The organism is Pseudomonas sp. MWU12-2037 (assembly GCF_023242345.1).
GTDB classification, from domain to species: domain Bacteria; phylum Pseudomonadota; class Gammaproteobacteria; order Pseudomonadales; family Pseudomonadaceae; genus Aquipseudomonas; species Aquipseudomonas gingeri_D.
In genome coordinates, this window is the sequence record NZ_JALLIZ010000004.1 from 268,707 (window position 1) to 285,861 (window position 17,155).

Here is a 17,155-nt window from a genome sequence, read left to right on the forward strand (position 1 = left end):
TATAACCACCCCATTCAATACTGAACGGCTCTTCCCTTTCAAACTTGCGTCATGCGTAAGTCGAAACCCTATTTAAAGTAGGAATATTCCTATACTACCTCTGTAGGGCCTTCCCTTCATGCGCCCGCTTGTCCAACTGAGCTAAGGTTCGCGCTTTCCAAACAGCTCGTATGGGACTTTATTATGAACTCGGTTTTTATCGTCGACGACCACCCCGTTGTCCGCCTGGCCATCAGGATATTGTTGGAACAAGAAGATTGTTATGAAATAGTCGGGGAAACCGATAACGGTGTCGACGCGATGCAAATGGTCCGCGAATGCATGCCGGACCTGGTGATCCTCGATATCAGTATCCCCAAACTCGACGGCCTGGAGGTGCTGGCCCGCTTCAATGCAATGAATTCGCCGCTCAAGACCCTGGTGCTGACGGCGCAGACGCCCAACCTGTTCGCCATGCGCTGCATGCAGTCCGGCGCCTCGGGTTATGTCTGCAAGGCCGAAGACTTGAGCGAGTTGCTGAGTGCGATCAAGGCGGTACTGTCCGGCTATAATTATTTCCCAAGCCAGGCGTTGATCGGTGCTCGAAAAGAGGGGCCGGAGAATCCGGAGATCGAACTCTTCAAACTCGTCAATGATCGGGAACTGATGGTCCTGCAATTGTTTGCCCAGGGCCGGACCAACAAGGAAATCGCCAAGGGTATGTTTCTCAGCAACAAGACCGTCAGTACCTACAAGAAAAGACTTATGCAAAAACTCAAGGCCAAATCCCTGGTAGAGCTTATCGAGATGGCCAAACGCAACGCGGTAGTGTGAGAAAACCAATGCCCATGCGCATAAAGGACTATCTGATGGTGATCACAGGCTTGTGCCTGTGCCTGTCAGCGCTTGCAGAGACCCCGGGTATCACCCACTTCTCATTACTCAGCCGTTCAAGCGCCAGCCACATGGAGGTCGTGCTGGACAAGGAGCAACGGCGCTGGGTCGAGGACAAGCGCGAGCTGGTGCTCGGCACCTCCGCCCCGGACTACCCGCCTTTCGACATGACCGTCAGCGGCCATGACTATGAAGGCATCACCGCCGACTACGCCGGTATCCTGGCCAAGGCCCTGGGCCTGCCAATCAAGGTGCAGAGCTTTGCCACCCGCGAAGCCGCCATCAGTGCCCTCGAACAAGGCCGGATCGACCTGCTCGGCAGCGCCAACGGCTTCGAGGCGGTGAACAAGAACATCGCGCTGTCGACCCCCTACGCCATCGACCAGCCGGTGCTGGTCACCCGTGAAAACGAAACCCGCGCCCTGAGCGATGGCCTGGCGGGCATGCGCCTGAGCATGGTCTACCACTACCTGCCACTGGACGAGATCAAGAGCCTTTATCCCAACGCCACGCTGCAGTTCTACCCGTCCTACCTGAACGCGCTCAACGCCGTGGCGTTCGACCAGGCCGACGTGTTTCTCGGCGACACCATCTCGACCCACTACCTGATCAACAAGGGCTATTTGCGCAATGTGAAAATGGCCAACTTCGGCAAGCACGAGGCCTACGGCTTCAGCTTTGCCGTGCGCGGTGACAACGCCGCCCTGCTGGGCGCCGTCAACGCCACCCTGAAGGCGATCCCCACCAGCGAGCGCGAGAGTATCGCCCACCGCTGGAGCGCCGGCAGCGACATCCTGCTGACCGACCACAAGCTGCAACTGACCGCGCGCGAAGAACGCTGGATCAAGGAGCACCCGGTGGTCCGCGTGGTGGTCAACGAAGCCCTGGCGCCGATCACCTTCTTCGATGCCGACAACAGTTTCCGTGGCGTCACCGCCGACCTGCTGGAACTGATCCGCCTGCGCACCGGCCTGCGTTTCGACGTGCAGCGCTCGCGCAGCCTGGACGACATGATCAACCGGATCAAAAACGACCAGGCCGACATTATCGCCGCCGTCAGCCCGACCAATGAACGCGAGAACATCCTGCATTTCAGCCGGCCGTACATGGAGAACTCGTTCGTGCTGCTGACGGCCAAGGGCCGCGACAACGTCAACAACCTCGACCAGATGCAGGGCCGGCGCCTGGCGGTGATCCGCGGCAACCCGCTGATCGACTACCTGCGCAGCGATTTCCCGCAGATCAAGCTGATTGAAACCGACGACAGCCTCAAGGCGGTCGAACTGCTCGCCCAGGGCCAGGCGGAAGGCGCGGTGAGTTCGCTGGTGATCGCCAACTACCTGATCGCCTCGCAAACCTTCGACGACAAGCTGCAGATCAGCGCGACCATCGGCACCCAGCAGGCGATCTTCGCCCTGGCCACTGCCCGTGGGGCCACGGAGCTGGGCTCGATTCTCGACAAGGCGCTGCTGAGCATCGCCCCGGACGAACTGGGCATCATCAACAGTCGCTGGCGCGGCTACACACCATCGTCCGAGAGCTACTGGCGCAACTACCATCGGCTGATCCTGCAGATCGTCATGGGGGCCGGCGCGCTGCTGCTGCTCTCGCTGGGCTGGAACGCCTACATGCGCCGGCAGATCCGACAACGGCAACTGGCCGAGCGGGCCCTGAGCGACCAGTTCGAATTCATGCGCGCGCTGGTCAACGGCACCCCGCACCCGATCTATGTGCGTGATCGCGAAGGCTTGTTGCAGACCTGCAACGACAGCTACCTGCAAGCCTTCTCGACCAAGCTCGAGGATGTGATCGGCAAGCGGGTCATGGACGCCTACCAGGGCAACGCCTTCGAGGCCCGGGAATACCAGGCCGACTACCAGCGGGTGATGGACGAAGGCACGGCGCAGATCTGCGACCGCACCCTGCATATCGGCGACCGCCGGATGACCATCTATCACTGGATCCTGCCCTACCGTAACTCCCTGGGCGAGGTGCAGGGCATCATCGGCGGCTGGATCGACATCAGCGAACGCCGCGAACTGTTCGAAGAACTGCGCGCGGCCAAGGACCAGGCCGACAGCGCCAACCGGGCCAAGAGCACCTTCCTGGCAACCATGAGCCACGAAATCCGCACACCGATGAACGCGGTGATCGGCATGCTAGAACTGACCCTCAAGCGCGCGGACCAGGGCCACCTCGATCGCCCCGCCATCGAAGTCGCCTACAACTCGGCCAAGGACCTGCTGGAACTGATCGGCGATATCCTCGATATCGCCCGCATCGAGTCCGGTCGCCTGAGCCTGTCCCCCGAGCGGGTAAACCTCGGCGAACTGGTGGAATCGGTGGTCCGGGTCTTCGATGGCCTGGCACGGCAGAAACAGCTGGACCTGGTGGTGCAGCTGCCTGAACGCCAGGACATCGGCGACATCCTGATCGATCCCCTGCGCTTCAAGCAGATCCTGTCCAACCTGATCAGCAATGCCATCAAGTTCACCGAGCAGGGCCAGGTCACCATCTCGTTGCAGATGCAGCCCACCGCGGTGGCGCAACGGACGAACATGACCCTGACCGTCCAGGACAGCGGCATCGGCATCAGCGCCGCCGATCAGGCCCGGCTGTTCGAGCCCTTTGTACAGGCCGACAACTCCGGCCACCTGGCCCGTAGCGGCGCCGGCCTGGGCCTGGTGATCTGCCGCAGCCTGTGCGAAATGATGGGTGGCACCCTGAGCCTGTCCAGCGTGCCGGGCGAAGGCACCCGAGTGGTGGTGGCCCTGGAACTGGACTGCCTCGAAGCCACTCAAGGCACCGCCCGGCGCGATCCGGAACTGACCCCGGCGCTGCAGGCGCTGAATGTCCTGGTGGTGGACGACCACCCGGCCAACCGCCTGTTGATGTGCCAGCAACTGGGCTTTCTCGGCCACTCGTTCAGCACCGCACAGAATGGTGCAACCGGTTTGCAGGCCTGGAAAGACGGGCATTTCGACCTGGTGATCGTCGACTGCAACATGCCCGTCCTGAACGGCTACGAGATGACCCGCCGCCTGCGCGAACATGAAGCCCGCCATGACCTCCCGGCCTGCGCGGTGTTCGGTTTCACCGCCAACGCCCAGCCCGAGGAACGCACCCGCTGCAAGGAAGCCGGCATGAACGACTGCCTGTTCAAGCCCATCAGCCTGACCACCCTCAACCAGAAACTCGCCGACGTCACGCCGCGCCCGCGTCCGAGCCAGGCCGCCTTCAGCCTCGACGGCCTGCACGCCCTGACCGGGGGCGAGCCGCTGCTGATGCGTCGCTTGATCGACGAGCTGCTGAGCAGTTGCCAGGCGGACCGCGAGGAACTGCTCGGACTGCCCATCAGCGGTGACCTGGTCCCCCTCATCGACATGGCCCACAAGATCAAGGGCGCGGCGCGGATCGCCCAGGCCAACGCGTTGGTGGAACACTGCGAAATCCTGGAAAAGCAATGCCAGGAGGACGCTCCAAGACCGCAGATCGAAAGCGCCCGGCAGGCGATTGTGCAGGCCTTGCTCGAACTCGAAACGGCCTTGCGCGAGCACACCGGCCCGCCGCCTGAAAAAATGCCCGGCCAGGAGCACACCTGACAGCGGACATTGGCTATCCTTGGGCGCTGAGCACGGCCCCATCACCCAGGGAGATCAGCGATGCCCCGTCCCATGCAACGCGAAAGACGCCGGCTGGCGCTGCACGTGCACATCAGTATCCTGTTCACCTGCCTGCTGCTGTTGACCGGCACCCTGCTGGGACTGTTCAACTACCGGCAAACCACGCAGATCATTCTCGCCAGCAGCGAAAAGCTCTTCGGCAGGGTTCGCGACGATGTACAGCTGGATCTGCTGCACACCTACCAGCCGATTCGTCATCTGCTGAGCCTGCTGGCCATCGATGATCGCACCCAGGCCCTTACGCTTGGGCAACGGCTGGCGCTGCTCAAGCCCTTCACCCAGGCCCTGAACGACAACCCGAACCTGGCATCGCTGTACCTCGGTTACGCCGATGGCGACTTCTTCATGGTCCGGCCGCTGCGCGACAGCGCCCTGCGCGCCTATTTCAAGGCACCGGAGAACGCCGCCTTCCAGGTCTGGAGTATCGAGCGCGACCCCGGCGTCGCGGGGGTCAAGTCCGAATCATTGTTCTACGACGCGGCCCTGCAACTGATCAGCCGCCAGGACAATCACCGCGAAGCCTACGATCCCCGCGTACGTTCCTGGTTCAACAGCGCCCTGAAGGACAGCGACCAGATCACCACCGCGCCCTACCTGTTTTTCTCCACCCACAATGTCGGCACCACCCTCGCCCGGCGCGGCAGCGCCAACGTGGTGATCGCCGCCGACCTGACCCTGGCGGATCTTTCCGCGACCCTGGACAAACACAAGGTCACGCCTTCGACCGAAATCATCCTGTTCGATGAACACGACAATGCCGTGGCCTATCCCGACTACGCCCGGCTGATCGGCCACAGCAGCGACGCACGGTTGCCCCGGGTCCAGGACCTGAGCCCGATCCTGCGACGCTTCATGGAACCGGGCAGCAGCACCGAGCACCACCTGGACAGCGCGCAACGGCAATGGATAGTCGCCCGTACGCAACTCGCCGAAGGCGGGCCCAAGGGCCTGCAACTGGCCCTGCTGGTCCCGGAAGACGAACTCCTGGCGGACGCCTACCGGATCCGCTGGCAAGGCGCGCTGATCACCCTGGCCACCCTGCTGCTGTGCCTGCCCCTGGGCTGGCTGACGTCCAGGCTGCTGGTCAAGCCGCTGCACGCCCTGGTACAGGAGGCCGATGCGATTCGCAGCTTCAACTTCAACCACCCGGCGACACCGCGCTCGCCGGTGCTGGAAGTCGACCGGCTGGCGACCTCGATGACCCGCATGAAGCAGACCCTGGCGAGCTTCTTCGAAATCGCCTCCAGCCTCTCGGCGCAAACCCGCTTCGATCCCCTGCTGCAACGGGTGCTCGAGGAAACGCTGAAAATCGCCCAGGCCCGCGCCGGGCTGATCTACCTGCTGGACAGCGACAGCCGCCAGCTGGAAGCCCATGCCCTGATCATCGATGGTGTCCAGCAGGATCCCCGGCACTTCGATATCCGCGGTGCAGCCGAGGCTGACGAACAGCGCCCGGACTGGCTCAAGGCACTGGACCGGCAGGACAACGTGGTCGCCACCCTCGGCTTCGAGCAGGCGGCCGACTTGCAAAAGGTCATGCTCGCCCTGGAGAGCCCGCGGATTCACCTGATCGGCATCCGCTTGCACAACCGCCATGGCGAAACCGTCGGCGTCCTCGCCCTGCTGCTGCCCGACAGTGGCACCGAGACCGATATGGAGAACCTGCAGCCGGACCGCATCGCCTTTATCAGCGCCATTTCCGGCACCGCGGCCGCCTGCATCGAAAGCCAGCGCCTGCAAGCCCGGCAGAAACAACTGCTGGACGCGTTCATCCAGTTATTGGCCGGCGCCATCGATGCCAAGAGTCCTTACACCGGCGGCCACTGCCAACGGGTGCCGGTGCTGACGCTGATGATCGCCGAGGCCGCCGCGGCCAGCCAGACACCGGCGTTCAAGGGCTACCAACCCAGCGAAGACGAATGGGAGGCGCTGCATGTCGCTGCCTGGCTGCATGACTGCGGCAAGGTCACCACCCCCGAATACGTGGTCGACAAGGCCACCAAGCTGGAAACCCTGTACGACCGCATTCACGAAATACGCACCCGCTTCGAAGTGCTCAAGCGCGATGCCTGGGTCGACTATTGGCAAGGTCGGGCGCTGGGTGGCGACGAACCGGTCTTGAGCGAGGTGCGTGACGCCAGCCTCAAAGCACTCGACGAGGATTTCGCCTTTGTCGCCCACTGCAACCTGGGCGGCGAGGCCATGGCCGAAGCCGACCTGGAACACCTGCAGCGGATTGCCCAACGCACCTGGACCCGCACGCTGGACGATCGTCTCGGGGTGTCCTGGGAAGAAAAGCTCCGCCAGGAACGCAGCCCGGCCGCGCCCCTGCCGGCCACCGAATCGCTGCTGGCGGACAAGCCCGAGCATCTGTTCGAACGCAACGAGGCCGAACTGATCCCCGCCGACAATCGCTGGGGCTTTCAGCTCGACGTGCCGCCCTACAAGTTCAATCGGGGGGAGTTGTACAACCTGAGCATTACCCGCGGCACGCTGACCCGCGAAGAGCGCTACATCATCAACCATCACATGGTGCAGACCATCCTGATGCTCGATCAACTGCCGTTTCCCGGGCACCTGACCGCCGTGCCGGAGATCGCCGGCGGCCACCACGAGAAAATGGACGGCACCGGTTACCCCAAGCGCCTGAAGCGCGAACAGATGAGCCTGCCGGCGCGGATGATGGCGATTGCCGATATCTTCGAGGCGCTGACCGCCGCCGATCGCCCGTACAAAAAGGGCAAGACCCTGAGCGAAGCGCTGGGCATCATGGCCGGCATGTGCCGCGACGCCCATATCGACCCGCAATTGTTCGAGCTGTTTATCCGTGAGGAAATCTACCTGGCGTACGCCCGGCAACACGTCCTGCCCCAGCAGATCGACACGGTGGATGCCGAGTCGCTGCTGGAAAAGGCCGGTCTGGGCGCCTGAGTCGCCTCAGCAGTCGGTCAGGCGCAGGAAGATCGCTGCCAGGTGTTCGATCCCGGCCTGGTCTTCGAGGGTGAAGCGGGCCAGGCTCGGGCTGTCCAGGTCGAGCACGCCGATCAGGCGGCCGTCCTTGACCAGTGGCACCACCAGCTCGCTGTTCGAGGCGCTGTCGCAGGCGATATGCCCGGCAAACGCATGCACGTCTTCGACCCGCTGGGTTTCCCGGGTGGCCGCGGCGGTGCCGCAGACGCCCCGGCCGAAGGGGATTCGCACGCAGGCGATCTGCCCCTGGAACGGCCCAAGGACCAGTTCCTCATGGCGATTGAGGTAGAAACCGGCCCAATTCAGGTCATCCAGCTGATTGAACAGGAAGGCCGAGAACTGCGCGGCATTGGCGATGAAATCCCGCTCGTCCGCCAGCAACGATTCCAGCTGTGCGTGCAACAGACCATAGCCCTCGAGGCCGGCCCCGGTGTTCTGCAAATCGATCATGGTGCCTGCTCCAACAACTTCAAACCCACCCAATAACGCGCAAACTGATAGGCGCAGCGACCGTTGCGATTGCCGCGTCCGGTGGCCCAGCGCACCGCCTGGATATCCAGCGCCTCGTCGCGCTGCCAGGCCAGGCCGGCCTTGAGCGCCAACTCGCCGATCCAGTGTTCGACAACACTGAGGAAGTGCTCCTGGGTAAAGGGATAGAACGACAGCCACAGGCCGAAACGATCGGACAGGGCAATCTTGTCCTCCACCGCTTCGCTGGGGTGCAGCTCGCCGTCGACGCGCTTCCAGTTTTCGTTGTCGCTCTCTTTCTCGGGCACCAGGTGCCGGCGGTTCGAGGTGGCGTAGAGCAGGACATTGTCCGGGGCCTGTTCGAGGGAACCGTCGAGCACACTCTTGAGCACACGGTAGTCGCCTTCACCGGCCTCGAAGGACAGGTCATCGCAGAACAGCACGAAACGCTGGGGCAGCTTTTGCAACTGCTCCACCACCCGCGGCAGGTCGGCCAGGTGATCGCGCTCGATCTCGATCAGGCGCAAACCGGCCTTGGCATGTTCGGCGAGCAAGGCGCGCACCAACGAGGACTTGCCGGTGCCGCGCGAACCCCAGAGCAAGGCATGGTTGGCGGGCAGGCCGTCGATGAACTGGCGGGTGTTGCGCGCCAGTTGCTCGCGTTGCTTGTCGACGCCGATCAGGTCGGACAAACGCATGTCCAGGCTGACCTCCAGCGGCAACAGATAACCGCTGCGCCCTTCACGCTGCCAGCGGGCCGCCAGGCAGCCGTTCCAGTCGATGGCCTGGCGCGGTGCCGGCAACAGGGGTTCAAGACGGGCGAGCACCGCATCGGCACGCTCAAGAAAGGCATTCAATCGAGAATCCACGACGTTTCCTCAGGCAAGTTCATACGATGATGTCGCGTTGGCGCCGCCGGGCGCCTGCAAGCTCTGGCAGACTGCACACCGCGCGTATCGAATCCCCCACTGCCGGTGCACGCATCGAATCAGCTATGCTTGCCGGGCGAAGGGAAAGGAAAGTGGTACACCACCCCATGGATATAAAGTTCACCCACCGCTTGTCCTACAAACAAGCCCGGTTGACGGTGCTGGTCGGCTTCATTCTGGGAACACTGCTCAGTCTGCTGCAAATCGGCATCGATTATGCCAGCGAAAGCGCCTCGATCAACCGTGAAATCCTTTCCCTGCTGGAAATCAGCCACAACCCGGCATCGAGGATCGCCTACAACATCGACGCCGAACTGGCGCAGGAACTGGCCCTTGGCCTGCTGCACTCGCCGGCGGTGTTGCGCGCGCAGTTGATCGACAACAACAATATGGTCCTGGCCAGCGTCGAGCGACCGCGCCAGGAAGGCAGCTATCGGATGATCAGCGATTGGCTGTTCGGCTCTGATCGCACCTTCGAAGACCGGCTTTATCTCAGCCATCTGCCAGACGAATCCCTGGGCACCCTGCACCTTGATATCGACACCTACACCTTCGGTATCCGCTTCCTGCATCGGGCCGAGATCACCCTGCTCAACGGTTTTGTCCGCAGCCTGATCCTCACCATCATCCTTCTCGTGCTGTTCTATACGATGCTGACCAAACCCCTGGTGCGGGTGATCGAGGCGCTCAGCAGCAGCACCCCGGGCCAGTCGAAACAGGCGCGCCTGGCCTTTCCCCCCGGCCATGAACACGATGAAATCGGCGTACTGGTCAAGGTCGCCAACCAGCAATTCGAAAACATGGGCACCGAGATCCAGCAGCGGCGCAGCGCCGAAAACCGCCTGACCGACTACCTCGGCCAGTTGGAGAATATCGTCTCGGCGCGCACCACCGAACTCAAGGCCAGCAACGCGCGTCTGAGCCAATCCAACGAGGAACTGGAAGTGGCGCGCCGCACGGCCCTGGACATGGCCCAGGCCCGTTCGGCATTCCTGGCCAACATGAGCCATGAAATCCGCACGCCCCTGAACGGCCTGCTGGGCATGATCGCGCTGTCCCTGGACAGCCAGCTGAACGCCGAGCAACGCCAGCAATTGTCGATTGCCCACGACTCCGGCAAGGTCCTGGTGGAGTTGCTCAACGATATCCTCGACCTGTCGAAATTCGACGCCGGCCAGTTGGAGCTGGAACGCATCCCCTTCGACCTCGGCGCCCTGGTCGAGGACACCGCCAACCTGCTCTCGCAAAACGCCGCCCCCAGCGTCGAACTGGCCTGCCTGATCGACCCGCAATTCCCGGCCCTGGTGCTGGGCGACCCGACGCGGGTGCGGCAGATTGTCAGCAACCTGTTGTCCAACGCGTTGAAGTTCACCCGCTTCGGCCGCGTCGATGTGCGCCTGAGTGCTCGCGACAACGGCGTGCGCATCGAAGTCTGCGACACCGGCATCGGCATCGCCCAGGAGGCCCAGGCCAAGATCTTCCAGCCCTTCACCCAGGCCGGCGCCGGCATTACCCGCCAGTACGGCGGCACCGGCCTGGGGCTGACCCTGACCTACAACCTGTGCGAGGCCATGAAAGGCAGCCTGACGATCAATTCCGAAGTCGGTTTCGGCAGCCAGTTCTGTGCCGAACTGCCCTTGCCCGGGCACACGCCGGCCGCGACACCGCGACGCCTCACCGGCAAGGTCATCGCCGTGACGTCGAGCACCAGCGGCCTGAGCGAATTGCTCAGCCACCAATTGCCGGTCTGGGGCCTGGACTACCAGCGCTACGGGCTGGACGACAGCCTGGCGGGGGTCAGCCCCGACCTGTTGATCACCGACTGCCCGGAATGCCTGTTCGGCCTGCGGCCGGCGATCAGCGCGCCGATCCTGCTGGTCACCGCCTATGGCAACTTCATGCCCACCGAACAGGCCAACGCCCTCACCCCGCTGCAGCAACAGGCCCGGCCGCTGGCGCGCAACGCGCTGTACCAGACACTGGCGCGCATCCTGCTGCCCGATGACCCGGCCGAGCTGAACGTGCAGCCGCGGGACAACCAGCCGCTACGCCGGGCCCGGATCCTGTTGGTGGAGGACAATCCGGTCAATCAGCTGGTGGCCAAGGGCATGCTCGGCAAGCTCGGCTGCGAAGTAACGGTGGCCGCCCATGGCGGCGAGGCGCTGAGCCAACTGGAACAGCAGGTGTTCGACCTGGTGCTGATGGATTGCAATATGCCCGTCATGGACGGCTACGAAGCCAGTCGGCAGATTCGCCGCAGCGGGCGCTGGCCGAACCTGCCGATCGTGGCGCTGACGGCCAACGCCATGCCCGAGGAACGTGAACGCTGCCGGGCCGCGGGCATGAGCGACTACCTGGCCAAGCCCTTCCGCCGAGAAGAGCTGATCGCCCTGCTCGAACAGTGGGTACCGGCTACAGCGGCATGAGTTGGGTCAGTAACTGGTCGAGACCGTCGCGCAGTTCATCCAGCCGGGTCAGATCGAGACCACTGTCGCAAAGCAGGCGTGCCTTGATCGGCAGCACCTGCGCGCGCAGAGCCACTCCGGCGGGACTCAGGCTCAGGTGCACTTCACGCTCGTCGAGGGCTGAACGCCGGCGCTGCACCAAGGCCATCTGCTCAAGGCGCTTGAGCAGTGGCGTCAGCGTCCCCGAGTCCAGCAGCAGGCGCTCACCGAGGGCCTTGACCGTCGGTTGCGCCGGTGCGCCGTCATGCCACTCCCACAGCACCAGCATCGCCAGGTACTGCGGATAGGTCAGGCCCAACTGTTCCAGCATCGGCTTGTAGCCTCGAATCACCGCCCGTGAAGCGGCGTAGAGCTTGAAGCAGAGCTGGGAGTCAAGGCTCAGCGAATCGCTGGACAGGTCGTTCATTTAAGCAGGGCTTCGATCTCGCGGGTGAGGTTCTCGGGCTTGGTGGTGGGCGCGAAACGCTTCACCAGACGGCCGTCCTTGCCGATCAGGAACTTGGTGAAGTTCCACTTGATGCCCTGGGACCAGAGCAACCCCGGCGCGCGTTTCTTCAACTGGACGAACAGCGGGTGGGCGCCGTCGCCGTTGACGTCGATCTTCTTGAACAGCGGGAAACTGACGCCGTAGTTCAGCTCGCAGAACTCGGAAATCGCCCCTTCGTTACCCGGCTCCTGCTTGCCGAACTGGTTGCAGGGGAAACCGAGGACGACCAGCCCCTGGTCCTTGTAGGACTGCCAGAGTTGCTCAAGCCCTTTGTACTGAGGGGTAAAACCGCATTTGCTGGCGGTGTTGACCACCAGGATCGCCTTGCCGGCGAAGTCGCCCAGGGTCTTTTGCTCACCCTTGATGGTGGTGCAAGGGATGTTCAGCAGGTTATCGCTCATGACAGTTCCTCCAATGAATGTCGAACAAGATAGCGAGCAATTGAATTGCACACAATCTAATAACCGGGGTGGATGGAGCTTTATAAGCCACGACCACACAGACTCCCCCGCCGGGCTTGGCGCGGGCCCTGAATTCCGGGACACCGCGCAAGAACCGGACTCAGCCCCGCGGCACCAGATCCAGGCACACGGAGTTGATGCAGTAGCGCAAACCGGTCGGCGGCGGACCGTCGGGAAACACATGGCCCAGGTGCGCGTCGCATTTGGCGCAGACCACTTCGGTGCGGATCATGCCGTGGCTGATATCGCGGATCTCGACCATCGCGCTGTCGCCGATGGGCTGGTAGAAGCTCGGCCAGCCGCAGCCGGAGTCGAACTTGGCGCGGGAATCGAACAGCGGCTCATTGCAGCAGATGCAGTGATAGACCCCGTCAGTTTTAGTGCCGTTGTATTTGCCGGAAAACGGCCGCTCCGTGCCTTTGAGCCGGCACACGTTGTACTGCTCCGGGTCGAGCATGGCGCGCCATTCGTCCAGGGTTTTTTCCAACTTTTCCATCGTCACACCTCGGCGGCTGAAAAACCCCGATCTGTATCTTTTCCACGGATCGGGTGGCACGTATGATTGCGCCTCGTCAAACGCCAGTCTGGCACCCGCGTCCGACGCATTCAAACGGATTTTCCAAGCCGGCGGCCGGGGACCATGGGACGAGGTGAAAACGCAGTATTGCCATAGCGGCCTCGACGAGACCGCCTGGATCGTCCATTTTCAGGATTACATCGCCATGCAGGTCAGCAAATCGAACAAGCTCGCCAACGTCTGCTACGACATTCGCGGCCCGGTGCTCAAGCACGCCAAACGCCTGGAAGAGGAAGGCCATCGCATCCTCAAGCTGAACATCGGCAACCCGGCGCCCTTCGGTTTCGAAGCCCCGGACGAAATACTCCTGGACGTGATCCGCAACCTGCCGACCGCACAGGGCTACAGTGACTCCAAGGGGCTGTACAGCGCCCGCAAGGCGGTCATGCAGTACTACCAGCAGAAGCAGGTCGAAGGTGTCGGCATCGAAGACATCTACCTGGGCAATGGCGTGTCCGAACTGATCGTGATGTCCATGCAGGCCCTGCTCAACAATGGCGACGAAGTACTGATCCCGGCACCGGACTACCCGCTGTGGACCGCCGCCGTGAGCCTGGCCGGCGGCAACCCGGTGCACTACCTGTGCGACGAACAGGCCAACTGGTGGCCGGACCTGGCCGATATCAAGGCCAAGATCACCCCCAATACCAAGGCCCTGGTGATCATCAACCCGAACAATCCGACGGGCGCGGTGTATTCCAAGGAGGTGCTGCTGGGCATGCTCGAACTGGCCCGCCAGCACAACCTCGTGGTTTTTTCCGACGAGATCTACGACAAGATCCTCTACGACGATGCCGTACACGTCTGCACCGCATCCCTGGCGCCGGACCTGCTGTGCCTGACCTTCAACGGCCTGTCCAAGTCCTACCGGGTCGCGGGCTTCCGCTCCGGCTGGGTGGCGATCTCCGGTCCCAAGCACAATGCCCAGAGCTATATCGAAGGCATCGACATCCTGGCCAACATGCGCCTGTGCGCCAACGTGCCGAGCCAGCACGCGATCCAGACCGCCCTCGGCGGCTACCAGAGCATCAACGACCTGGTGCTGCCGGCCGGTCGCCTGCTGGAACAACGCAACCGCACCTGGGAACTGCTCAACGACATTCCCGGCGTCAGCTGCGTGAAACCCATGGGCGCGCTCTACGCCTTCCCGCGGATCGACCCGAAAGTCTGCCCGATTCTCAACGACGAGAAGTTCGTCCTCGACCTGCTGATCTCGGAAAAGCTGCTGGTGGTCCAGGGCACCGCGTTCAACTGGCCATGGCCCGATCACTTCCGCGTGGTCACCCTGCCACGGGTGGATGACCTGGAACAGGCCATCGGGCGCATCGGTTCGTTCCTGAAAACCTACCGCCAGTAATTTCCTACACTTTCCTGCGACTCATCCGAGAGTCGCAGGAAAGCGCTTTGCCCCCATTTCTTTTTGTATGTCTTTGCGTCAGCATGCCGCCGGCCAGGGAACCTCTCTCATTGCCAGCACATCCCCCGGTTTCAAAGGGGCGTGCGGCGTTGCAACGCCTCGAAAACCCAAGCCCTCCATTAGGAAATGACTGGCAAGCGGCTAGAATCAAGCTGTAGGACACAGTTTGAAATAGTCACCCGGTTGAATAGGTCGCAGCTGCACCTTATATACCCCGCATGACGCTACATCTTTAGCTGAGGAGAAACTTTCAACCATGATGCGCATCCTGCTGTTCTTGGCCACTAACCTGGCGGTCGTGCTGATTGCCAGCATCACCCTGAGCCTTTTCGGCTTCAACGGGTTCATGGCGGCCAACGGGGTTGATCTCAACCTCAATCAGCTGCTGGTCTTCTGTGCGGTCTTTGGTTTCGCGGGTTCGCTGTTCTCGTTGTTCATCTCCAAGTGGATGGCGAAGATGAGCACCGGCACCCAGCTCATCACCCAGCCTCGTACCCGCCATGAGCAGTGGCTGCTGCAAACCGTCGAGCAACTGTCCCGCGACGCCGGGATCAAGATGCCCGAGGTGGGTATCTTCCCGGCCTACGAGGCAAACGCCTTCGCCACCGGCTGGAACAAGAACGACGCGCTGGTCGCGGTCAGCCAGGGCCTGCTGGAACGCTTCTCGCCCGATGAAGTGAAGGCCGTGCTGGCCCACGAGATCGGCCACGTAGCCAATGGCGACATGGTCACCCTGGCGCTGATACAGGGCGTGGTGAACACCTTCGTGATGTTCTTTGCGCGGATCATCGGCAACTTTGTCGACAAGGTCATCTTCAAGAACGAAGAGGGCCAGGGTATCGCCTACTATGTGGCGACCATCTTCGCCGAACTGGTCCTGGGTTTTCTGGCCAGCGCCATCGTCATGTGGTTCTCGCGCAAGCGTGAATTCCGCGCCGACGAAGCCGGTGCCAGCCTGGCCGGTACCGCCGCGATGATCGGCGCCCTGCAACGCCTGCGCTCTGAACAGGGCCTGCCGGTGCACATGCCGGATACCCTGAACGCCTTCGGTATCAACGGCGGCCTGAAACAGGGCCTGGCGAAGATGTTCATGAGCCACCCGCCGCTGGAAGAGCGTATCGAAGCCCTCCGTCGTCGCGGCTGATCAGACCTCACAGGCACAACGCAAAGGGCGACGAAAGTCGCCCTTTTGCATTTCCCGCCCCTGATTACAAAACCTTCTCCAGCCGGTAAACCCGCTCATCAAGCCGGGTCACACCAGCTTGGAGAAACTTCCAGCTCTCGCCAAGCACATCCTGTTCATCCTCCACCTGAAGCTGCCACTGCGGCTCCAGCAAGCGCCGGACCTCGCCATCGAGCAAGGCGAACGGCGGCCCGTCGAGCTGGGTCTGATCGTAGTCGAGGGTGATCAACAAGCCCTGGGTGCCCGCCGCCAGTATCCCGCTCAAATGCGCCGCATAACGCTCGCGCATTGGCGCTGGCAAGGCGATCAGCGCCGCCCGGTCATACAGCCCCACACAGTCGGCCACGTCGGCGGCCGTCAAGGCGAAGAAGTCTCCACACCAGAGTTCCAGCGGACCCGCCTCATAGACCATGAACTCACCCTGCCGGCGTATCAGCGGCTTGAGCTGCTGATCGGCAAAAAACGCCTCCACGGCCTTCTCCGACAACTCCACCCCCAGGACACGCAGGCCCTGGGCCGCCAACCACGCCAGATCAAGGCTCTTGCCACACAAGGGCACCAGCACTCGCGCCTCTATCGGCAGTGCCAGGTCGGGCCAGAAGCGCTGCAGATGGGGGTTGACCTGCTCCAGGTGAAAGCCGATCTGGTTGTGTTCCCAACGCTTGTGCCAAAATTCCGGTTGCATAGGTTCACCCTGAAAATTCGATCAAAAAGCACTAAAACTTATATTAGATTTAGATCAATGATCTGATTGAAGATGGCGTCATCTTAAACTTGACGCTCAGGACTTTCATTATGCTCCCCAGCCTGTTCATCTCCCACGGTTCACCCATGCTGGCCCTGGACCCCGGCGCCAGCGGCCCGGCCCTGGCCCGCCTGGCGGCCGAGCTGCCGCGACCGAAGGCCATCGTCATCGTCTCGGCCCACTGGGAAAGCCAGGACCTGCGGGTCAGCAGCAATCCGCAGCCGGAAACCTGGCACGACTTCGGTGGTTTTCCACGGGAACTGTTCGCCGTGCAATACCCGGCACCCGGCGAACCGCAGTTGGCCGCCGAGATTGTCGCCCTGCTCAACGCCGATGGCCTGGCCGCCCGCCTCGATGACCAGCGCCCATTCGACCATGGGGTCTGGGTGCCCCTGTCGCTGATGTACCCGCAAGCCGATATCCCGGTGGTCCAGGTGTCCTTGCCAAGCCGCATGGGCCCTGCCTTGCAAACCCGTATCGGGCATACCCTCAGCGGCCTGCGGGCCCAGGGCATCCTGCTGATCGGCTCCGGCAGCATTACCCATAACCTCGGAGAACTGGACTGGCATGCCGGCCCCGACAGCATCGAGCCGTGGGCCAAGGCCTTCCGCGACTGGATGGTCGACAAACTCGCTGCCGATGACGAAGCCGCCCTGCACGACTACCGCAAACAGGCGCCCTACGCCGTGCGCAGCCACCCCAGTGACGAGCACCTGCTGCCGTTGTATTTCGCCCGTGGCGCCGGTGGCCAGATGAGCATCGCCCACAAGGGGTTCACCATGGGCGCGCTGGGCATGGACATCTATCGCTTCGCCTGACCCCCACCAATCCCCTGTAGGAGCGAGCTTGCTCGCGATAATGGCTCAGGCACCGCGGGGTATCAGATGCCCCGCGTTA

At 62.5% G+C, this 17,155-nt stretch carries 13 protein-coding genes; 7 read left to right on the top strand and 6 right to left on the bottom strand.

Annotated elements, in window-relative coordinates; all coding sequences use genetic code 11:
- Window positions 1-183 precede the first annotated feature (183 nt).
- Genes M5B42_RS09225 through M5B42_RS09235 form a run of 3 tightly spaced genes read left to right on the top strand, consistent with a single transcriptional unit; the run spans window position 184 to window position 7,487 of the window.
- Complete coding sequence (locus tag M5B42_RS09225; protein WP_040064687.1) at window positions 184-813, top strand: response regulator transcription factor; 630 nt, start codon at window positions 184-186, stop codon at window positions 811-813.
- A gap of 8 nt (window positions 814-821) precedes the next feature.
- Complete coding sequence (locus M5B42_RS09230; protein ID WP_248745624.1) at window positions 822-4,475, top strand: transporter substrate-binding domain-containing protein; 3,654 nt, start codon at window positions 822-824, stop codon at window positions 4,473-4,475.
- Between the two features lie 60 nt (window positions 4,476-4,535).
- Complete coding sequence (locus M5B42_RS09235; RefSeq protein WP_248745625.1) at window positions 4,536-7,487, top strand: HD domain-containing phosphohydrolase; 2,952 nt, start codon at window positions 4,536-4,538, stop codon at window positions 7,485-7,487.
- A 6-nt stretch (window positions 7,488-7,493) separates the two neighbouring features.
- Here the strand turns inward: M5B42_RS09235 and M5B42_RS09240 are convergent, their stop codons facing one another.
- Together M5B42_RS09240 and M5B42_RS09245 are read right to left on the bottom strand one after the other, a co-directional pair.
- Window positions 7,494-7,976: a GAF domain-containing protein gene (locus M5B42_RS09240; RefSeq protein WP_152737012.1), complete on the bottom strand. Its 483-nt coding sequence runs from the start codon at window positions 7,974-7,976 to the stop codon at window positions 7,494-7,496.
- Window positions 7,973-8,863 (bottom strand): ATP-binding protein, encoded by an 891-nt coding sequence (locus M5B42_RS09245; protein WP_248745626.1) that lies wholly within the window; start codon window positions 8,861-8,863, stop codon window positions 7,973-7,975. Before M5B42_RS09245 ends, M5B42_RS09240 begins: the two co-directional genes overlap by 4 nt.
- Window positions 8,864-9,030: 167 nt before the next feature.
- Between M5B42_RS09245 and M5B42_RS09250 the strand changes: the two genes are divergently transcribed.
- A complete protein-coding gene (locus M5B42_RS09250) occupies window positions 9,031-11,349 on the top strand; it encodes a response regulator (protein ID WP_103499307.1) in 2,319 nt (772 codons plus the stop codon).
- Here M5B42_RS09250 and M5B42_RS09255 read toward each other — a convergent pair.
- The 3 genes from M5B42_RS09255 to msrB form a co-directional block, all read right to left on the bottom strand.
- Window positions 11,336-11,794 carry a MarR family transcriptional regulator gene (locus tag M5B42_RS09255; RefSeq protein WP_152737014.1) on the bottom strand — a complete coding sequence of 153 codons (459 nt, stop codon included), beginning with the start codon at window positions 11,792-11,794 and terminating at the stop codon, window positions 11,336-11,338. The genes M5B42_RS09250 and M5B42_RS09255 overlap by 14 nt on opposite strands.
- On the bottom strand, window positions 11,791-12,276 hold the full coding sequence (locus M5B42_RS09260; RefSeq protein ID WP_100940610.1) for a glutathione peroxidase: 486 nt from the start codon (window positions 12,274-12,276) through the stop codon (window positions 11,791-11,793). Before M5B42_RS09260 ends, M5B42_RS09255 begins: the two co-directional genes overlap by 4 nt.
- Window positions 12,277-12,436: 160 nt before the next feature.
- Complete coding sequence (msrB, locus tag M5B42_RS09265; protein WP_218225013.1) at window positions 12,437-12,832, bottom strand: peptide-methionine (R)-S-oxide reductase MsrB; 396 nt, start codon at window positions 12,830-12,832, stop codon at window positions 12,437-12,439.
- A gap of 226 nt (window positions 12,833-13,058) precedes the next feature.
- Here msrB and M5B42_RS09270 point away from each other — a divergent pair, with 226 nt between their 5' ends.
- Window positions 13,059-14,270, top strand: coding sequence for a pyridoxal phosphate-dependent aminotransferase (locus M5B42_RS09270; protein WP_103499336.1), 1,212 nt, complete (start codon window positions 13,059-13,061; stop codon window positions 14,268-14,270).
- Window positions 14,271-14,586: 316 nt separating this feature from the next.
- A complete protein-coding gene (gene htpX, locus M5B42_RS09275; protein ID WP_103499304.1) occupies window positions 14,587-15,474 on the top strand; it encodes a protease HtpX in 888 nt (295 codons plus the stop codon).
- A 64-nt stretch (window positions 15,475-15,538) separates the two neighbouring features.
- Here the strand turns inward: htpX and M5B42_RS09280 are convergent, their stop codons facing one another.
- Entirely contained in the window at window positions 15,539-16,198 is a 660-nt protein-coding gene (locus tag M5B42_RS09280) for a thiopurine S-methyltransferase (RefSeq protein WP_248745628.1), read from the bottom strand.
- A gap of 110 nt (window positions 16,199-16,308) precedes the next feature.
- Here M5B42_RS09280 and M5B42_RS09285 point away from each other — a divergent pair, with 110 nt between their 5' ends.
- On the top strand, window positions 16,309-17,076 hold the full coding sequence (locus M5B42_RS09285; RefSeq protein ID WP_248745629.1) for a class III extradiol ring-cleavage dioxygenase: 768 nt from the start codon (window positions 16,309-16,311) through the stop codon (window positions 17,074-17,076).
- The last annotated feature ends 79 nt before the right edge of the window (window positions 17,077-17,155 follow it).

Coding starts and splice junctions, on each gene's coding strand:
- M5B42_RS09225 (WP_040064687.1), top strand. CDS start 184: ATGAACTCGGTTTTTATCGTCGACGACCACCCCGTTGTCCGCCTGGCC.
- M5B42_RS09230 (WP_248745624.1), top strand. CDS start 822: ATGCCCATGCGCATAAAGGACTATCTGATGGTGATCACAGGCTTGTGC.
- M5B42_RS09235 (WP_248745625.1), top strand. CDS start 4,536: ATGCCCCGTCCCATGCAACGCGAAAGACGCCGGCTGGCGCTGCACGTG.
- M5B42_RS09240 (WP_152737012.1), bottom strand. CDS start 7,976: ATGATCGATTTGCAGAACACCGGGGCCGGCCTCGAGGGCTATGGTCTG.
- M5B42_RS09250 (WP_103499307.1), top strand. CDS start 9,031: ATGGATATAAAGTTCACCCACCGCTTGTCCTACAAACAAGCCCGGTTG.
- M5B42_RS09255 (WP_152737014.1), bottom strand. CDS start 11,794: ATGAACGACCTGTCCAGCGATTCGCTGAGCCTTGACTCCCAGCTCTGC.
- M5B42_RS09260 (WP_100940610.1), bottom strand. CDS start 12,276: ATGAGCGATAACCTGCTGAACATCCCTTGCACCACCATCAAGGGTGAG.
- msrB (WP_218225013.1), bottom strand. CDS start 12,832: ATGGAAAAGTTGGAAAAAACCCTGGACGAATGGCGCGCCATGCTCGAC.
- M5B42_RS09270 (WP_103499336.1), top strand. CDS start 13,059: ATGCAGGTCAGCAAATCGAACAAGCTCGCCAACGTCTGCTACGACATT.
- htpX (WP_103499304.1), top strand. CDS start 14,587: ATGATGCGCATCCTGCTGTTCTTGGCCACTAACCTGGCGGTCGTGCTG.
- M5B42_RS09280 (WP_248745628.1), bottom strand. CDS start 16,198: ATGCAACCGGAATTTTGGCACAAGCGTTGGGAACACAACCAGATCGGC.
- M5B42_RS09285 (WP_248745629.1), top strand. CDS start 16,309: ATGCTCCCCAGCCTGTTCATCTCCCACGGTTCACCCATGCTGGCCCTG.